General features: G+C 66.4%; 15 protein-coding genes. All 15 read right to left on the bottom strand.

From position 1 onward, the window contains the following. The 15 genes from purF to leuC all read right to left on the bottom strand — a co-directional run bounded on the left by purF (position 1) and on the right by leuC (position 17611). Positions 1–1542: an amidophosphoribosyltransferase gene (purF, locus tag OTERR_RS05295; protein ID WP_054622365.1), complete on the bottom strand. Its 1542-nt coding sequence runs from the start codon at positions 1540–1542 to the stop codon at positions 1–3. 8 nt (positions 1543–1550) lie between these two features. Continuing rightward, complete coding sequence (locus tag OTERR_RS05290) at positions 1551–2045, bottom strand: CvpA family protein (protein ID WP_054622364.1); 495 nt, start codon at positions 2043–2045, stop codon at positions 1551–1553. A gap of 46 nt (positions 2046–2091) precedes the next feature. Beyond that, on the bottom strand, positions 2092–2910 hold the full coding sequence (locus OTERR_RS16550; protein WP_149425072.1) for an SPOR domain-containing protein: 819 nt from the start codon (positions 2908–2910) through the stop codon (positions 2092–2094). A 63-nt stretch (positions 2911–2973) separates the two neighbouring features. Then, the gene (gene folC / locus OTERR_RS05280) at positions 2974–4284 is read right to left on the bottom strand and encodes a bifunctional tetrahydrofolate synthase/dihydrofolate synthase (RefSeq protein ID WP_149425071.1); all 1311 of its coding nucleotides are present in this window, start codon (positions 4282–4284) and stop codon (positions 2974–2976) included. Between the two features lie 56 nt (positions 4285–4340). Further along, entirely contained in the window at positions 4341–5210 is an 870-nt protein-coding gene (gene accD / locus OTERR_RS05275; RefSeq protein ID WP_054622361.1) for an acetyl-CoA carboxylase, carboxyltransferase subunit beta, read from the bottom strand. Positions 5211–5249: 39 nt separating this feature from the next. Then, the gene (gene trpA, locus OTERR_RS05270; RefSeq protein WP_054622360.1) at positions 5250–6050 is read right to left on the bottom strand and encodes a tryptophan synthase subunit alpha; all 801 of its coding nucleotides are present in this window, start codon (positions 6048–6050) and stop codon (positions 5250–5252) included. Between the two features lie 24 nt (positions 6051–6074). After that, on the bottom strand, positions 6075–7310 hold the full coding sequence (trpB, locus tag OTERR_RS05265) for a tryptophan synthase subunit beta (RefSeq protein WP_149425070.1): 1236 nt from the start codon (positions 7308–7310) through the stop codon (positions 6075–6077). Positions 7311–7535: 225 nt separating this feature from the next. Further along, positions 7536–8195 carry a phosphoribosylanthranilate isomerase gene (locus OTERR_RS05260; protein ID WP_149425069.1) on the bottom strand — a complete coding sequence of 220 codons (660 nt, stop codon included), beginning with the start codon at positions 8193–8195 and terminating at the stop codon, positions 7536–7538. Next, positions 8192–8986: a tRNA pseudouridine(38-40) synthase TruA gene (gene truA / locus OTERR_RS05255; protein ID WP_149425068.1), complete on the bottom strand. Its 795-nt coding sequence runs from the start codon at positions 8984–8986 to the stop codon at positions 8192–8194. Before truA ends, OTERR_RS05260 begins: the two co-directional genes overlap by 4 nt. Next, entirely contained in the window at positions 8983–9666 is a 684-nt protein-coding gene (locus tag OTERR_RS05250) for a CbiQ family ECF transporter T component (protein WP_187775312.1), read from the bottom strand. The genes truA and OTERR_RS05250 overlap by 4 nt, the downstream gene beginning before the upstream one ends. A 188-nt stretch (positions 9667–9854) precedes the next feature. After that, on the bottom strand, positions 9855–12899 hold the full coding sequence (locus tag OTERR_RS16545) for a motility hub landmark protein FimV (RefSeq protein ID WP_281290350.1): 3045 nt from the start codon (positions 12897–12899) through the stop codon (positions 9855–9857). A 235-nt stretch (positions 12900–13134) separates the two neighbouring features. Then, positions 13135–14265, bottom strand: a complete 1131-nt coding sequence (gene asd, locus OTERR_RS05240) for an aspartate-semialdehyde dehydrogenase (protein ID WP_054622354.1) — start codon at positions 14263–14265, stop codon at positions 13135–13137. Between the two features lie 117 nt (positions 14266–14382). Next, positions 14383–15453, bottom strand: coding sequence for a 3-isopropylmalate dehydrogenase (gene leuB, locus OTERR_RS05235; protein WP_149425066.1), 1071 nt, complete (start codon positions 15451–15453; stop codon positions 14383–14385). 83 nt (positions 15454–15536) lie between these two features. Then, the gene (gene leuD, locus OTERR_RS05230) at positions 15537–16175 is read right to left on the bottom strand and encodes a 3-isopropylmalate dehydratase small subunit (protein ID WP_054622352.1); all 639 of its coding nucleotides are present in this window, start codon (positions 16173–16175) and stop codon (positions 15537–15539) included. A 14-nt stretch (positions 16176–16189) separates the two neighbouring features. Continuing rightward, on the bottom strand, positions 16190–17611 hold the full coding sequence (leuC, locus tag OTERR_RS05225) for a 3-isopropylmalate dehydratase large subunit (protein ID WP_149425065.1): 1422 nt from the start codon (positions 17609–17611) through the stop codon (positions 16190–16192). Between the last annotated feature and the right edge of the window lie 100 nt (positions 17612–17711).

The following is a 17711-nucleotide window of genomic DNA, read 5'->3' as shown; positions in this document are numbered from 1 at the left end:
TCAGAGGTCCGAGGCGGTGGCGACCACGGTCAGTTCGACCTGCTGGGACTCGTTGGAATCGTCCTCGCTGGTCTTTTTGCTGTCGTGCTTGCCCCGGTTCTGCTCGACTCCGTCCAGGTAGGCGGCGTCGATGTCGCCGGTGACGTAGATGCCGTCGAAGCAGGACGCATCAAAGCGGGTGATGGCCGGATTGCACTGGGTGACCGACTCCTTCATCGCTTCCAGGTCCTGGTAGACCAGGGCGTCGGCGCCGATCACCTGGGCGATCTCGGCGTCGGTACGGCCGGTGGCGATCAGCTCGCCCCGGGTCGGCATGTCGATGCCGTAGACGTTGGGGAAGCGCACCGGGGGCGAGGCCGAGGCGAAGTACACCTTGAGGGCGCCGGCGGCCCGGGCCATCTCGACGATCTCGCGGGAGGTGGTGCCGCGCACGATCGAGTCGTCCACCAGCATCACCCGCTTGCCCTTGAATTCCTGGGCCACGGTGTTGAGCTTCTGGCGCACCGACTTTTTGCGCGTGGCCTGGCCGGGCATGATGAAGGTGCGGCCGATGTAGCGGTTCTTGACGAAGCCTTCCCGGTAGGGAATGCCCAGGGCTTCGGCCAGTTGCATGGCCGAGGGGCGGGAAGAATCGGGAATGGGGATGACCACGTCGATCTCGGCCGGGTCGATCGTCTGGCGCACCTTGGCGGCCAGCTTCTCGCCCATGTTGAGGCGGGTCTCATAGACCGAGATGCCGTCCAGTACCGAATCCGGGCGGGCCAGATAGACGTACTCAAAAATGCAGGGGGCCGGGGTCACCTGCAGGCTGCAGGGGGCGCGGGACAGGTTGCGCTCCAGGTCGATGAACACCGCTTCGCCCGGGGCCACGTCGCCCACCACTTCGAAGCCCTGGGTATCCATGGCCACGGATTCGGACGCCACCATCCATTCGGTGCCGCCCTCGCTCTCGTTGCGGCCGAGCACCAGGGGGCGGATGCCGTAGGGGTCGCGGAAGGCCACCAGGCCAACGCCGGCGATCATCGCCACCACGGCGTAGGCGCCCTTGACGCGGCGATGCACGCCTTCGACTGCCTTGAACACGGCAGCGGCATCGAGGCGGATGCCCGGCGCGGCGGCGGCCAGTTCGTGGGCCAGCACGTTGAGCAGCACCTCGGAGTCCGAGTTGGTGTTCACGTGGCGGCGATCCTGGACGAACATCTGCTCCTTGAGCATGGGGGCATTGGTCAGGTTGCCGTTGTGCGCCAGCATGATGCCGAAGGGCGAGTTCACGTAGAATGGCTGAGCCTCGGCGTAGTTCCAGGCTGAACCGGCGGTGGGGTAGCGACAGTGGCCGATGCCCCAGTTGCCGGGCAGCGCCCGCATGTTGCGGGTGCGGAACACGTCGCGCACCAGGCCCGGGCCCTTGTGCATGTGGAAGGTATTGCCTTCCGCCGTGGCGATACCCGCTGCGTCCTGGCCGCGGTGCTGGAGCACCATCAGGCCGTCGTAGAGCAGCTGGTTAACCGGAGAGGTGGCGACTACGCCGATGATCCCGCACATAAAGCACCTTACTTGAAGCGAATTCGTTTCGAGACTTCGGACGGTAGCCACGGGCGCGAAGCCAGCACCGCCGTCTCGAAGGGAGCTGCAAACTGGGCGTTGGCCCACCAGGACTGCTTCGGCAGGGACGTCATCCCGCCCAGCAGCACCAGTACGAAGACGATCAGGGCGCCGCGCAGCAGGCCGAACAGCACCCCCAGCGCCCGATCGGTAAATCCCAGCCCGAGGGCTTTCAGCAGCCCCTGGGCCGCCAGCCGTGCCAAGGCCATCAGGGCCAGCACGGCGAAAAAGACGAGCACCCAACCGGCCACGGTACGCCAGAACGGATCGGCGATGACCTTGGCCAGGAAGGTCGCCCCCACCTCATCGCCGAAGGCCCGGGCGGCGAAGAAGGCCAGCACCCAGGCAACTAAAGCGATCACTTCGCCGACCACGCCCCGCCAGGCACCAAGCAGGACCGAGCAGAGCAGGATGGCGATAACAGCGTAGTCGAAGTAAGTCACAGCACCAGCCCGCCGGAAGTCATGCGCAGCGAATCATCGCAATGCATCACGGCTTGGGGGCCACCACACCGGAAACGCCGATGCGCTTCATCTTGTCCAGGGCCTTGTCGGCTGCGTCCTTGTTGGCGAAGGGGCCGGCCCGCACCCGGGTCTTGGCGCCCTGGGGCGACTCCAGGTTTTCGGTATAGGTTTTCACCCCGACTTCGTCCAACTTGGCGCGCAGCTGTTTGACGTTGGCCGGGTTGGCGTAGGCGCCGATGAGGATCACGTAGGCGCCCCCCCCACCGGCCGGTTCGGCCTTGGCAGCGGACTTGCCCGAGAGCAGGTCGGCGGCCCGGCGGGCATCGGCGTCGTTGCGGGCGTCGGCCTTGAGCTTGTCGGCGGATTTTTCCGCGGCCTTTTCCAGCGGTTTCTCGGCGGTCTTGGCTGCGGGTTTTTCCACCGGCTTCTCGGCAGGCTTGGCCGCGGGCTTTTCGGCGGGCTTTTCAGCCGCCTTGGCAGGCTTGGTATCCACGGGCTTGGGTTCGACCGGCGGCGCGGCCGGGCGTTCCGCCGGAATCACGGCGGCCACCGGCGGCGGCGCAACGGACACCGCCGGCAGCGGGGCCGGGGCGGGCGCGCTGGCCGGAGCCGGCGTGGCGGGAACCGGCTCGGCGACGGACTCCGGCACTTTGGGAGCAGTCGACGGCTTGCTCGGCATGTCCCGTTCGGGGATGACGATCTGCACGTCGGTGGCCGGCGGCGGTGGCGCTTCGTCCATAACCATCGGCAGGATCACGGCGGCCAGGGAGGCAAACGCCACGGCACCCACGAGGCGGCGGCGGGCGCGCTTCTTGAGGAGGAGTTGCGCGTCGTTGTCGGTCATGCCGGTAGGCGGAAGGGAATCCAGAGCAAGTGAAAGAAGGGGGAAAGCGGCGGACGGATAGGATCAGTGCGCCTGGCGGGCCGGTCGCACCCGGGCCAGCACGTCGGCCACGGTGTAGAACGATCCAAAGGTGACAATTCTATCACTCTCCCCTGCCCGCTTCGCGGCGGCGGCAAAGGCATCCGACGGGGTGGCGAAGGTTTCCACCGTACCGCCCAGGCCGTGGCGCTCGATTGCCTCGGCCAGGGTTGCCGCCGTGGCACCACGGGGCACCGCCAGATCGGCCAGCAACCAATAATCGACCTTGCCCTTGAGGGGGGCCAGGGTGCCGGCAATGTCCTTGTCGCCGAGCATACCCAGCACCGCGTAGGTACGGTCGAAGAAGCCCATGCCCCCCAGGTTGTCGGCCAGCACCTTGGCCGCATCCGGGTTGTGGGCCACGTCCAGAACCACGGCGGGACGGCCGGGCAGCACCTGGAAGCGGCCGGCCAGTTCGGTTTCCATCAGGCCGCGGCGGATCGCCCCCATGGCCACCGGCAGGCGTAGTTTGAGGGTATCCAGGGCGGCCAGGGCAACACAGGCATTGCGCAACTGGGTAGCGCCGCGCAGGCCCGGATAGGCCAGGGAACGGCGCAGCACCTCGGCGCCGCTGCGGCACCAGAAGCGCCATTGCTGCCGGTCCTCGGCGCTGCGCTCGAAGCCGAAATCACGGCCGAGCAGGCGTAGGTCGGCGCCCACACTGGCCGCCGCGTCGAGCAGGGACTGGGGGGGCTTGGGATCGGCGCACAGGGCGGGCTTGCCGGCCCGGTAGATGCCGGCTTTTTCGCGGCCGATGGCCTCCCGATCCGGGCCGAGGAAATCCTGGTGATCCAGGGCGATGCCGGTGACCACCGCCACGTCCGGTTCATAGACGTTGACCGCGTCGAGCCGGCCACCCAGGCCGACTTCCAGGACCACCACGTCCACCCCGGCCTCGGCGAACACTTCCCATGCCGCCAGGGTGCCGAACTCGAAATAGGTCAGGGCCTCGCCACCGCGAGCCGCCTCGACCCGGGCGAAGGCGCGGCACAGGGCCGCGTCGTCGACGGGCACGCCATTGAGGGTGACCCGCTCGTTGTAGGCCACCAGGTGAGGCGAGGTGTAGCAGCCCACCTTGTAGCCGGCCCGATCGAGGATGGTGGCGAGATAGGCGCACACCGAGCCCTTGCCGTTGGTGCCGGCGACGGTGATGACCGGCACGGTTTCATGCTGGCCGAGAGCGGCTTTGACCCGGGCGACTCGCTCCAGCCCCAGTTCGATGCCGGCGATGCCGCGGGGATGGAGGGATTCGAGGTGGGTGAGCCAGGCGGAGAGGGAACGGTCGGACATTGCCATTTCTCGCCGCCGGACCGGCAACGGCCCGGCGGGTGAAGCCAGAAGGAGGGACGCGCTCAAGCCGCCGCAGGCAGCTTTTGCAGCATGGAGATGAGCTGGGCCAGTTTGTCGCGCATTTCGCGACGGTCCACGATCAGGTCGATGGCGCCCTTCTCCAGCAAGAACTCGGAGCGCTGGAAGCCTTCGGGCAGCTTCTCGCGCACCGTCTGCTCGATCACCCGGGGACCGGCGAAGCCGATCAGGGCCTTCGGCTCGGCGATCACCACGTCGCCGACGAAGGCGAAGGAAGCGGACACGCCGCCCATGGTCGGGTCGGTGAGGATCGAGACGAAGGGCAGCTGGGCATCCGACAACTTGGTCAGGGCCGCGGTGGTCTTGGCCATCTGCATCAGGGAGAACAGGCCTTCCTGCATGCGCGCGCCGCCGGAGGCAGTGATGCAGATGAAAGGCACCTGCTGCTCGATGGCCGCCTTGACGCCGCGCACGAAGCGCTCGCCCAGGACCGAGCCCATGGAGCCGCCCATGAAGTCGAATTCGAAGCAGGCGACCACCACGGGTAGGGTCTTGATGGCGCCTTGCATGACCACCAGGGAGTCGGTCTCGCCGGTGTCTTCCATGGCATCCGCCAAGCGGTCCGGATAGCGCTTGCTGTCCTTGAACTTGAGGCTATCCACCGGCAGCACCTCGGCGCCGATCTCGAAGCGTCCCTCGGTGTCGAGCAGCAGGTCGAGACGCTGGCGCGAGTTGATGCGGTTGTGGTGGCCGCACTTGGGGCAGACGTGAAGATTGCTCTCCAGGTCGGTGGCGTAGAGCACCGCCTCGCAGGAGGGGCACTTGCGCCACAGGCCTTCGGGCAGGGGCGAGTTCTTGCGCGGGCCGCCTTCACGCTTGATCTTGGGCGGCAGGAGCTTGTTCAGCCAGGACATGGACTCGGGGTCTCCAGCAAAGGGAATTCGTTGAAAGGGTCAGGCCGCGTCGATGCCGCGGCGGATGTCGGTGGCCACGGCGCGCACCGCCTCGGCCGCCTGAGCGGCGGGATGGCGCTCCATCTCCTCGATCAGGCGGCTGCCCACCACTACCGCGTCGGCGATGGCGGCAATGCCCCGGGCGGTCTCGGCATCGCGGATGCCGAAGCCCACGCCCACCGGCAGGCCGGTGCGTTGGCGGATCAGGGGGATGCGGGCGGCCACTTCGGCCAGATTGAGGGTGGCGGAGCCGGTCACGCCCTTGATCGAGACGTAATAGACGTAACCGCTGGCCACCTCGGCCACCTGGGCGATGCGCGCATCGGTGGAGGTGGGGGCGAGCAGGAAGATGGGATCGATATCCACCGCCCGCATGGCGGCGGCGAACTCGGCGGACTCCTCGGGCGGGTAATCCACCACCAGCACGCCGTCGACGCCGGCGGCAGCGGCGGCCTGGGCAAAAGCCTCCAGGCCCATGGCCTCGATCGGGTTGGCGTAGCCCATCAGGACGATGGGCGTGGTGGCGTTGCCGGCCCGGAAGGCGCGCACCATCTCGAACACCTTGGCCAGGGTCATGCCCTTGGCCAGGGCCCGCTCGGAAGCGCGCTGGATGGTGGGGCCGTCGGCCATCGGGTCGGAGAACGGCACCCCCAGCTCGATCACGTCGGCGCCAGCCTCCACCAGGGCGTTGAGCACCGGCAGGGTTTGCGCAGGATCGGGATCGCCGGCGGTGACGAAGGGGATCAGGGCCTTCTTGCCGGCGGCCTGGAGCTGGGAAAAAACGGTAGCGATACGGGACATGGTCAAACCCTCCTCGGCATTCGGTCAGAACTGGATGCCGGATTTTTCGGCCACGGTATGCATGTCCTTGTCGCCCCGGCCGGACAGGTTCACCAGCAGCACCTTGTCCTTGGGCAGGGTCGGCGCCAGCTTGGCGGCGTAGGCCAGGGCATGGGACGACTCCAGGGCGGGGATGATGCCTTCGAGCCGGCAGCAGTCATGGAAGGCCTGCAGGGCCTCGTGGTCGCTGATGCCGACGTAGCTGGCCCGGCCGGAATCCTTGAGCCAGGCGTGCTCGGGGCCGACGCCCGGGTAGTCGAGGCCGGCGGAGACCGAGTGGGTCTCGATGATCTGGCCGTTGGCATCCTGGAGCAGATAGGTGCGGTTGCCGTGCAGCACGCCGGGACGGCCCTTTTGCAGGCTGGCGGCGTGGCGGTCGGTGTCCATGCCCTCCCCCGCCGCCTCGACGCCGATCAGCTCAACGCCCTTGACCGGGATGTAGGGGTGGAAGATACCCATGGCGTTGGAGCCGCCGCCGACGCAGGCGATCACGTAATCGGGCTGGCGGCCCACCTGCTCCTGCATCTGGCCGATGGCCTCGGTGCCGATCACCGACTGGAAGTCGCGCACCAGCATCGGGTAGGGGTGAGGGCCGGCCACGGTGCCGATGATGTAGAAGGTATTGCCGACGTTGGTCACCCAGTCGCGCATGGCCTCGTTGAGGGCGTCCTTGAGGGTCTTGGAACCGGACTCCACGGGGACCACGGTGGCGCCCAGCAGCTTCATGCGATAGACGTTGGCGGCCTGGCGCTTGACGTCCTCGGAGCCCATGTACACCACGCACTCCATGCCGTAGCGGGCGGCCACGGTGGCGGTGGCCACGCCGTGCTGCCCCGCGCCGGTTTCGGCGATCACCCGGGGCTTGCCCATGCGCCGGGCGAGCAGGGCCTGACCGATGCAGTTGTTCACCTTGTGGGCGCCGGTATGGTTGAGGTCTTCGCGCTTGAAGTAGATCTGGGCGCCACCCAACTTCTCGGACCAGTGGCGGGCGTGGTAGATCGGGCTGGGCCGACCGACGTAGTGTTTGAGCTCGTACTCAAACTCGGCGCGGAATTCCGGATCGCGCTGGGCCTCGGCGTAGGCTTCCTTGAGCTCTTCCAGGGCGGCGATCAGGGTTTCGGAGACGAACACGCCGCCGTAAGGACCGAAATGGCCGCGGGCGTCAGGCAAGTCGTAATTGGAAAAATCGGTGGTAGCGGGATTCACGTTCGGAGCAGTCATGGTGTTCTCCTGACAAGGACGGGGGAGCAGAACCGGCGGGCCGCACACGCAGGCGCCCGGCCGGGCAAACGGTGTTCAGGCCAAGGCCTGAAGCCGCTCCGGTCAGGTGTGGTTGGCCAGGAAGCAACGCCAAGCGCGGCGGCTTTGCCCCCCGGGGGTCTTACGCATCGACGTCCTCATGAGAAATGCCCAACTCCTTGCCGCAAGCACGCTGACACAGCCTCTTCAGGCTCCGCGCACCGCGGCGATAAATTCCTGGATCCGCTGCGGATCCTTGATGCCCTTGACTGCCTTGCCATCGACGTGAAGCTCCACGCCGGACGACACATCCACCGCAGCCGGCCGGATCGCCCGAATGGCTTCGGCCACGTTGCCGGCATCCAACCCACCGGACAACACGATGGAAAAGTCCCGTTCGGCCGGCGCCGGAATCAGGGACCAGTCGAAGGTCTGCCCGCTGCCACCGTAGCCGTCGACGAAGGTATCGAGCAGCAGGCCGCGGGCCGAAGGAAAGTCAGCCGCGTATTTTAGCAGATCGACTCCAGCCTTCATCCGCGCCGCCTTGAGGTAGGGACGGCGGTAGCGGCGGCAGTCGGCTTCACCCTCGTCGCCGTGAAACTGGAGCAGGTTGAGCGGAACATGGTCGAGCACCCCTTCCACCTCGTCCGGCGCTGGATTGACGAACAATCCGACCACCGTAACGAAAGGCGGCACCCGGCGCACCAATTCGGCGGCCCGGGCGGCCGTCACCGCCCGGGGGCTCTTGGCGTAGAAGACGAAACCCAGGGCATCCGCACCGGCGGCAACGGCGGCATCGACGTCGGCCTCCCGAGTCAGGCCACAGATCTTGATACGCGGCGTTACGGCAGAAAAGGAGCGAGTCATGGGGTGATCCAGGGAAATGCCTCGCCCGCTTCGGGCGCGGCGGGCAGGGCGAATTCAGCGGGGTAATCGACCCCGGCCAGGTACAGGCCATCGGGTGAGAAGGTTGGGGCGGCCAGAGTCCGATTGCGGGCCGCCAGCAACTCCCCCATCCAGGCCGGCGGATGGGCCCCTTTGCCGATATAGACCAGACTGCCCACCAGATTGCGGATCATGTGGTGCAAAAAGGCATTGGCGGCAAAATCGAACACCAGCCACTCGCCGTGACGGCGCACCTCGGCCCGGGTGATGGTACGCACCGGCGAATTAGCCTGGCATTCGGCAGCGCGAAAGGCGGAAAAATCATGGCTACCCAGCAGCACGGTCGCCGCCTCGGCCATGGCCGCCACATCGAGCGGATGGTGGAACCAGCCGGCCCGCCCCCGGGCCAGCCCCGGACGCTGTGCCCGGTTGAGCAGCAAATAGCGATAGCGCCGCCCGGTAGCGGAAAAGCGGGCATGGAAATCGTCGGTTACGGGGGTCGCCCAACGCACCGCCACGGTCGGCGGCAGGTAGGTATTGACCCCGCGCACCCAGGCCGAATCAGGACGTTGCACGGCAGTGTCGAAATGCACCACCTGGTGCGTGGCATGGACGCCGGCATCGGTGCGCCCGGCACAGATCGTCGCCACGGCATGACCGGCGATGCGCGACAAGGCCGCCTCCAGGGCATCCTGCAGTCCGGTCCCCGCCGGCTGGGTTTGCCAGCCCGAAAATCCCCGGCCGTCGTACTCCAGCCCCAGCACTATCCTCACGCAGCCTCTCCGATCAAACTTATCGCCAGCACCATGGCCACCAGCCCCAGCACGGCCAGTCCCCAACGCTCGCCCACGGCCATCGGACGCTGAGGAATGACCAGCACCTCGGCCCGGCCCGCTTCTCCGGCTCCGTCACTTGGGAGCATCCCCACCAGCGATGCCAGACTGAACCGCCAGGTGCCCGCAAGCTCGCTCTGCCCGGCCCGGCGGGGCACGCTATCGATCGCTTGCAACACCAGCACCAGCCGGGCCACCGCCCGGTTGACCGGCAGGCCAAGCCTCCCCAAGGGGGACAACAGGGTCAGCAACCCTGCCGCCAACGCCTGAGGCGCCGTGCTGGCCAGCAGCCCAGCCACAACCGCCAGCACCGCGACCAGCCGGGCGCTATGTTCCAGCGCCAGACCCATTCCCTCCCGAGTCACCCACATCCCTAACGGCGACCACCAGACACTCCCCGGCGTACCCAGGGCAAATACGGCAAAGAGCGACAGCAGCAGCCAGCGAGTGCGCCGCAGCAGCCGGCGAAAATCCGCTGCCGCACCACCCCACAGGGCCAGCGGCACCACCAGCAGGACCAGCCAGGGTCCCCAGGCCAACTGGATCGCTAGCAGCAGGACGATACAGGTCGCCAAGCGAAGGGCTGGGTGGCGGAAGAGGAGCACTGTGTGAGGAAGCAAGGTGAGGAGGAAAAACGGCGAACAGGGCCGGATTACGCCTCGGCACAGCCCGGCTCACAAGGTGCAGGCGGGTAGTCCGGGTTGGCAAAAACGAAGCGTCGCAGGCCCCAGGGGGTCGGCGACGCTTCGGGTTGGGCGCATTGTAGCGCCCGGGATTGGCGGCGAGTAGCGTGCGGCAGGAAGGCGGCTCAGCCCCCCATGCGCGCGATGATGGCCGTGGCCTGCTCCTGCTGGGCGGCATTGCCTTCGGCCAGCACTTCCTGGAGCAGTTCCCGCGCCCCTTCCACGTCGCCCATTTCTTCGTAGGCCTTGGCCAGATCAAGCTTGGTGGCCACTTCCTGCCAACGCGCTTCATCATTGGCCGCCGGCTCGGGCGGCAGGTCGAGGGGCGCATCGGCGCCTTCAGCACCGAAATCGATCGGGGTCTCAGCCGGAGCCATGATCACGGTTTCTTCGGGCGTCGCATCGCTGCGCACCGGCTGGTCCAGATCCAGGCTGATCGAAGAAAGATCGAACGAGCGGGCCTGAAGGGCATCGCCCAGCACGGTGGACTCGGTCAGCTGGACATCGAATTCCAAGCCGCTGTCACCGCCCTCTTCGCCTGTCGCCGGTTTCGGCGCCACCGCCGGCTCAGCGGCGGGAGGAACCACCAGTTCCTCAAGCGGCGCATCCGCCGGAGCCGCCGCCGTGTCGGCCGGACCAAGATCCAGCTCGAAATCCAGGGAATGCTCTGCCGAGGCCTCGTCCGAAACGACCGGCAGATCCAGATCGATGCTCTCTGTTTCACCTTGTAAGGCCTCATCCAGAGAGAAGTCCATGGGCGCCGCTTCCGGCTGAGTCATGGTCCGTTCCAGATCGGACTTGGGCATTTCCAGGACAGGCGCTTCTGCCATGCTGCCCAGGCCCATTTCCGGCAGGGACAGTTCCGGCAAAGGCTCAGCCGGCACGTCTAGACCCTCCAGCCCCCCCGTGGCAGCAGGCGCAGGAGCCGAGTCCAGGGCGTTGCCCAGATCGAAATCGAGAGCCAGAGGCTCGACGCCATGGGAGGCCAGCAGGTCGGCCAAGCCTTCATCGGCAGCAGGCTTGGGCGCTTCAGCCGCGGAAGCTGTGGACGGCTCGGCCAGGGTCACCGCAGCGGTAGCGGCAGTTGCTGCTGCCGCCACTTCCGCCATGGCGCCTGGCAGGGCTGGGCTGCGTGCCGATTCACCGCGGTCGGCAGCCGGTGCGGCCGCAGCGCCCCGGGTGGCGAACAGCGGGTTGCCCGGATCCAGCGTGGCCCCCAGGGCGGCCGCCTTCTCCCAATCGCTGCCGGCGCCGCCGGTAATGGCGTAGAGCTCGGAGGCCAGGGTTTCAAACTGCTTCACGCTCTTGCGGTTGGAATAGATCTCGAGCAGCTTGAGGTGGATGGCAGTGCGCTTCGGGTCCTTCTGCAGGGCCTCGATGAGGATTTCCTCGGCCTGGGCATCGCGACCGTAGGCCATGTAAACATCGGCCTCGGCTACCGGATCCACTTCGTCGGTGTCGATGGTGCCCGGACCTGCCTGGCTGAAATCGGTCACCGGGGTATTGGAAGTATCGACGCTCTGGCCACCGGTACTCTTGAACACCGAGTTTGCCCCCAGGCTCGGCTGGCTGGGCATGCTGGTGGTCATCGGCATGGTGTCGGAATGGGACGAGACCTGCGCCGCCTTGCGCCGCCGGTAAGCCACCAGGCCGAGCAGCAGGGCGATCACCCCACCTCCGCCTGCGAGCAGGGTCGGATTGTCGAGCAGATCGTCCACCAGGCTCGGCTCTTCCACAGGAGGCGGAGCCACTGGAGCAGGCTTGGCGGCCGGCTTCGGCTCGACAGGCGGTGCCGGCGGCTTGGCGGCCTCTTCCGGCTTCGCCTGCTCAGGCTGCTCTGCCGGTTTTTCCTCGACCTTGGGCGTTTCTACACTCGGGGCAGCGGCAGGCGCTTCGGACGGCTGGGCCGCCGGGGTCGGCGCCGCGGCGGTGGCCGGTACCGCTTCGGCAGGCTTGACCGGCGTCGGAGCAGCCGGAGCGACGGCCGGGGACTTGCCCGCAGCCTGCTTCTGCAGATCGGCCAGATTCTGGCTCTTCAGCTCCAGGGCCTTCTGCAGGTCGTTGACATTCTTTTCCAGCAGGGCGACGCGCTCATTGGCGTCCTTGAGCGCCTTTTCCTTGGCGATCAGATCCTCTTCCTGCACGCCAGCACCCGCCTTGCCCCCTTTGCCCCCCTTGGCCGTTTCGGTACGGGAGACGCGGACCTGGTCTTTGGCCTCGCTGACGGGAGCGGCCTTATCGTCCACCCGGGCAGAAACCTTGCCCGACGCAGCTTGCCGGCCGCTTTCCTCGCGAGCCGGACTTTCAGCGGCGAGGCCGGCCAGGCGGCGGCGATAGGCATTCCAGTCGGCGGACTGGGCGACGACAATTTTCTTGGCTTCGCTCGGGCTGACCGCCGCCAGGGCATCCTTGTCCGGCACAGCCAGGATGCGGCCGGCGCGCAACCGGTTCATGTTGTTGCCGTCGAAGGCGTCGCGGTTGGCGCGATACAGCCCCACCAGCATCTGCTCTAGGGTGACGCCTTCCACCTGCTCGGCTGCGGCGATCTGGCGCAGGGTCTCGCCCTTCTTGACCAGATGGGTGTCGGCCGGCTCGCCGGACTTGGGCGCAGGCACCGGCTCGGCGCGTTCGCGTACTCGGGGAGCGGCCTTGATGCTGCGCGGTTCCTTGGCCACCACGGGGCCTTCGGCCGCTGCCACTCCAGGCAAGGTCTTGGCTTCCACCGGAGCAACCTGGGCCGCCTTGCTGGAAATTTCCGGCGGATCGAGGAGGAAGGTGTATTCGCGTACCAGGCGCCCGGCTGGCCAGTCGATCTCGAGCAGCATGTCCACGAAGGGGTCGTTGATCGGCCGATCCGAACTCAGTCGGATCACGGGCCGGGAAGCGTCCTTCTTGTCGATGGCGAAGCGGATGCCCAGCAGGGTCGTGGCGTAATCGATCCCGGCCTGCTTGAAGGTCTCTTGGGACGCCAGGCGAGCTGCCATGCCGGACAGCTCGTCCTTGGTGGCGTTGAGTTCGATTTCCGCCCGCAGGGGCTGGCCGAGGGCCGAGTAAACCTTGAGCTTGCCAAGCCCGGCCGCTTCAGCTGCCAGGGGGGCCATGCCCAGGGAAATGGCCAGAGAAACTGCCACGACACCAGCACGCAGGCCGGTGCGAAGAGGAAAGGTCATATGACGTTCTTTTTTCACGGCGCCACCCCTGAGCGTCGAAATTGGAATATTTAAAATAACATCATGAAGTTAGCCAATCAAGCTAAACCTCTTTGTGACAATATATCTTCGGCATGTTCGTATGCCGGGTACCACAGATACGCAAACAAAAAAGCCGGGGAACAACAACCCTTTGTTTTCCCGGCTTTTTGCTAAGCGTTGAAAGAGCGGGCGATTACTCCGCCCGCCCCTCCGGTCAGGCGTCGAGCAGGATGCGCAGCATGCGGCGCAGCGGCTCGGCGGCGCCCCACAACAGCTGGTCGCCGACGGTGAAGGCGCCCAGGTAGTCCGGACCCATGGCCAGCTTGTGCAGGCGGCCGACGGGAACGGTCAGGGTGCCGGTGACGGCGGTGGGAGTCAGCTCGCGCTCGGTGATCTCGCGCTCGTTGGGCACCACTTTCACCCAGTCGTTGGCGGTACCGATGATCTCGCTCACCTCGTCCAGAGGCACGTCCTTCTTCAGCTTGATGGTAAGGCCCTGGGAGTGGCAGCGCATGGCGCCGATGCGCACGCACAGGCCGTCGATGGGAATGCTGCCGGCGGAGCGGAAAGCCGGCTTGCCGAGGATCTTGTTGCACTCGGCGCCGCCCTTCCATTCCTCCTTGGACTGGCCGTTATCGACGGGCACGTCGATCCAGGGGATCAGGCTGCCGGCGAGCGGGGTGTTGCGGAAGTTCTTGGTCGGGAAAGCGGACGAGCGCATGGTCTCGGCCACCTTACGATCGATGTCGAGGATGGCGGAGGCCGGATCGGCCAGGTCGCCCTTGACCGCGTCGTGCAGGGCACCCATCTGGGCGAGCAACTCGCGCATGTTCTGGGCGCCGGCGCCGGAGGCGGCCTGGTAGGTCATGGCGGACACCCACTCCACCAGGTCGGCCTTGAACAGGCCGCCCAGGCCCATCAGCATCAGCGACACGGTGCAGTTGCCGCCGATCCAGTTCTTGCCGCCCTTGGCCAGGGCGTTCTTGATCACGTCCAGGTTGACCGGGTCGAGCACGATCACCGCGTCGTCGGCCATGCGCAGCGAAGAGGCCGCATCGATCCAGTGGCCGTTCCAGCCGGCAGCACGCAGCTTGGGAAAGACTTCCTTGGTGTAGTCGCCGCCCTGGCAGGTGATGACGATATCCATCTTCTTCAGTTCGTCGATGGAATTCGCATCCTTCAGGGTGCCCGCTTCCTTGCCACCAAAGACCGGGGCCTTGCCGCCCGCCGCCGAGGTAGAGAAATACACGGGCTCGATGAGCGCGAAGTCGTTTTCTTCCTGCATGCGTTGCATGAGGACGGAACCGACCATCCCCCGCCAACCAACCAGACCAACCTTTTTCATGATGCCAACCTTGATAACGAAAAAACCTGTAACCGGATTACGACCGTAACAAACCAAACATTAGCACGTTAGCGGGCACTCGCGCGCACAGCGCGCGCGTGCCCGCGTTGTTCGCCCTTAGAGCGCGGCCAGCACCGCGTCGCCCATTTCCCGGGTACCAACGCGTTTCGTACCGGTTTCGTAGATATCGCCGGTGCGGTAGCCCTGCGCCAACACGCGCTTCACCGCGTTCTCCACCGTCAGCGCAGCCTCTTCGAGGTTGAAGGTGTAGCGCAGCATCATGGCGGCGGAGAGGATGGTGGCCAGGGGGTTGGCCACGCCCTTGCCGGCGATGTCCGGGGCGGAACCGTGGGACGGCTCGTAGAGGCCCTTGTTGTTGGCGTCCAGGGAGGCCGAGGGCAGCATGCCGATGGAGCCGGTGAGCATGGAGGCTTCGTCGGACAGGATGTCGCCGAACATGTTGCCGGTGACCATCACGTCGAACTGCTTGGGGGCCTTGACCAGCTGCATGGCGGCGTTGTCCACCAACATGTGGGTCAATTCCACGTCCGGATATTCGGGCGCCAGCTCGTTCATCACGTCGCGCCACAGCTGGGTGGTTTCCAGCACGTTCATCTTGTCCACCGAGCACAACTTCTTGTTGCGCTTACGCGCGGCCTCGAAGGCAACCCGGCCGATACGGCGGATTTCCGACTCGGTGTAGTGCATGGTGTTGAAGCCAAAGCGCTGCTGCTGGCCGTCCACGTCGCGCACTTCGATGCCACGGGGCTGGCCGAAGTAGATGTCGCCGGTCAGTTCGCGGACGATCAGGATATCCAGGCCGGCCACCACTTCGGGCTTGAGGGTCGAGGCGTTGGCCAGTTCCGGATAGAGGATGGCCGGGCGCAGGTTGGCGAACAGGCCCAGCTGTTTGCGGATGCCGAGCAGACCGCGCTCGGGGCGCTGTTCCCGGGGCAGGTTGTCCCACTTGGGGCCGCCGACGGCGCCGAGCAGCACTGCGTCCGCTTCCTGAGCCAGTTTTTGCGTGGCCTCCGGATAGGGGTTGCCGGTGGCGTCCACGGCGCAGCCGCCGAGCAGGCCCTCTTCCATTTCCAGGCCCAGATTGAGGGCTTGCAACACCTTGACCGCTTCGGCGGTGATTTCCGGACCGATGCCGTCACCCGGCAGTACGCAGATTTTCTTCGTCATGTCGTTTCTCTAGTCAAGCCGAAGCCCCGCCGGGAGGGCGGGGCTTCGGAATTTCCACAGACAGGCCGCACAGGGCCCGTGAATCAGGCGAACAACCAGGGCTGTTCGGCGCGGCGTTTGGCTTCGAAAGCCTGGATCTTGTCGGCGTGGCGCAGGGTCAGGCCGATGTCGTCCCAGCCGTTGAGCAGGCATTCCTTGCGGAACGGGTCGATCTGGAAGGCAATCGCCTTGCCGTCGGGCCGGGTCACGGTCTGGGCGGCCAGGTCGATCACCAGCTTGTAGCCCGGCGCGGCGTCCACCTGGGCGAACAGCTCGTCCAGCTCGGCCTTGGGCAGTACGATCGGCAGGATGCCGTTCTTGAAGCAGTTGTTGAAGAAAATGTCGGCGAAAGACTCGCCCAGGATCGCCTTGTACCCCATGTCGAGCAACGCCCAGGGGGCGTGCTCGCGGCTCGAACCGCAACCGAAGTTGGCCCGCACCAGCAGGATTTCGGCACCGGCATAGCGCGGCTGGTTGAGCACGAAGTCCGGATTCTTAGGGCGGGTGGCGCAATCCACGCCAGGTTCGCCATGATCCAGGTAGCGCCACTCGTCGAAACAGTTGGGGCCGAAGCCGGAACGCCTGATCGACTTCAGGAACTGCTTGGGAATGATCGCGTCGGTGTCCACATTGGACCGGTCGAGGGGGGCGACGAGACCGTCGAGAAGGGTGAATGCCTGCATGTGCGTGCTCCCGCTCAGCTGAATTGGCGAACGTCGGTGAAATGGCCGGTCACGGCGGCAGCAGCGGCCATGGCCGGGCTCACCAGGTGGGTGCGGCTGTTGGGTCCCTGGCGGCCCTCGAAGTTGCGGTTCGAGGTGGAGGCGCAGCGTTCCTGTGGCTCCAGCTTGTCGGCATTCATCGCCAGGCACATGGAACAGCCCGGTTCGCGCCACTCGAAGCCGGCGGCGAGAAAAACCTTGTCCAGCCCTTCGGCCTCGGCCTGGTGCTTGACCAGACCGGACCCCGGCACCACCAGCACGCGTTTGACCGAAGCGGCCTTCTGGCGGCCCTTGGCCACGGACGCGGCAGCCCGCAGGTCCTCGATGCGGGAATTGGTGCAGGAACCGATGAACACCACATCCACCGGGATCTCGCTGATCGGGGTATTGGCGGCTAGGCCCATGTACTGGAGGGCCCGTTCCATGCCGGCACGGCGGGTCGGATCGGTCTCGGCGGCGGGGTCGGGCACCCGGCCATTGACCCCCACCACCATTTCCGGCGAGGTACCCCAGGTCACCTGGGGCTGGATGTCCTCGGCGCGCAACTCCACCACCCGGTCGAACTGGGCGCCTTCGTCGCTGTGCAGGGTCTTCCAGTAAGCCACGGCGGCATCCCACTCGGCACCCTTGGGCGACAACATGCGGTCCTTGAGGTAGGCGCAGGTGGTCTCGTCGGCGGCCACCATGCCGGCGCGGGCACCGGCCTCGATGGCCATGTTGCACACGGTCATGCGCCCTTCCATGGTCAGGCCGCGGATCGCCGAGCCGGCGAATTCGATGGCGTAGCCGGTGCCGCCGGCGGTGCCGATCTTGCCGATGATGGCGAGCACGATGTCCTTGGCGGTGACGCCGGCGCCGAGGGTGCCCTCGACCTTGACCAGCATCGCCTTGGACTTCTTCATCAGCAGGGTCTGGGTGGCGAGCACGTGCTCCACCTCGGAGGTGCCGATGCCGAAGGACAGGGCGGCGAAGGCCCCATGGGTAGAGGTGTGGGAGTCACCGCAGACCACGGTCATGCCGGGCAGGGTGGCGCCATTTTCCGGGCCGATGACATGCACGATGCCTTGGCGCTCGTGCATGAAGGGGAAGTAGGCCAGGGCGCCGACGCTCTTGATGTTGGCGTCCAGGGTTTCCACCTGCTGGCGCGAGATCGGGTCGGCAATGGTGGCCGTGCCCCGGGCCGGGTCCCAGCCTTCGGTGGGGGTGTTGTGGTCCGCCGTGGCGACGATGGAGGAAATCCGCCAGGGCTTGCGGCCGGCCAGCTTGAGGCCCTCGAAGGCCTGGGGGCTGGTGACTTCGTGCACCAGGTGGCGGTCGATGTAGAGAATTGCCGTGCCGTCCGCTTCCTGGTGGACGACGTGGCTGTTCCAGAGTTTGTCGTAGAGCGTCTGCGCCATGCCTGCTTCCTCGAAAAAACGTCTCCGAAAGGCTCCCGGCCGCACCAAGGGAGGCGCTGGGCGGAAGCGGAGAGGGCAAAATCTTACACCAAGGCCATGC

The organism is Oryzomicrobium terrae (assembly GCF_008274805.1).
Taxonomy (GTDB): Bacteria; Pseudomonadota; Gammaproteobacteria; order Burkholderiales; family Rhodocyclaceae; genus Oryzomicrobium; species Oryzomicrobium terrae.
The sequence above is the reverse complement of the archived record's forward strand: the minus strand, read 5'-3'. Positions and strand labels throughout refer to the sequence as shown.